The 989-nt window shown below is 44.9% G+C and carries 1 protein-coding gene; it reads left to right on the forward strand.

All coding sequences use genetic code 11. The features are described 5' to 3' along the window. Positions 1 to 989: amino acid adenylation domain-containing protein (locus J3L16_RS15840; protein ID WP_207614035.1), on the forward strand; the 989-nt coding region annotated here is incomplete at both ends.

The raw sequence follows: 989 nt of genomic DNA on the forward strand, positions 1-989 counted from the left end.
TTATGTATTGACGAACTTGATGTCTCAGGTGAGTTAACCACAAACCCACAACTAGCTATGCATGCTTCACAACTTGCGTACTTAATTTATACCTCAGGCTCAACAGGCAAACCTAAAGGGGTGATGGTACAACACCAAGGTGTGAGTAACTTCTTACGGAGCATGCAATCTGCACCGGGGATGACAAGTGAAGATACCTTAGTGGCAGTGACTTCCTTATCGTTTGATATTGCTGTACTTGAGCTGTATTTACCGTTAATCACAGGGGCAACACTGGTACTAGCTACACGGGAAGACGTACTTGATGGTCAAGCCTTAACGGACTTACTGTCAAAGCATCAAGCAACGGTTTTTCAATCGACACCGTCAGGTTGGCGTTTACTGTTAGCCAGTGGTTGGCAGGGGAATGAAACGAATAGCCACTTAACGAAGAAACCATTAATGGGGTTATGTGGTGGAGAAGCATTACCAAAAGACTTAGCTCAGACACTGCAATCATATGGTGTATCGCTTTGGAACATGTATGGTCCAACGGAAACAACGATATGGTCATCAGTAAAACAGTTGACGGGTAATGAGATTACCTTGGGTGATGGAATAGCAGATACACAGCTTTATGTGTTGGACAGTGATTTGAACTTAGCGCCGAAAGGCGTAGCAGGGGAGTTGTACATTGGTGGGGCTGGGTTAGCTCGAGGGTATTTACATCGTGTTGATTTAACGACGAATGTGTTTATTGCCAATCCGTTTAGTGACTCAGGCGAGCAGCTTTATCGCACAGGTGATTTAGTGCGTTTAAATACAGATAACGAGTTGGAGTATTTAGGGCGTATTGACCATCAGGTGAAGATTCGTGGGTTTAGAATAGAGCTAGGTGAGATAGAAAGTGCCTTACTACAGCAAGAGGACATTCATGAAGCGGTAGTGGTTGCACAGTCCCATCAAGGCAGTGAGCGATTAGTGGCTTATGTGTCAGCGACAGCAGGTAC

This window comes from Alteromonas sp. 5E99-2, assembly GCF_017368475.1.
Classification (GTDB): Bacteria; Pseudomonadota; Gammaproteobacteria; order Enterobacterales; family Alteromonadaceae; genus Alteromonas_F.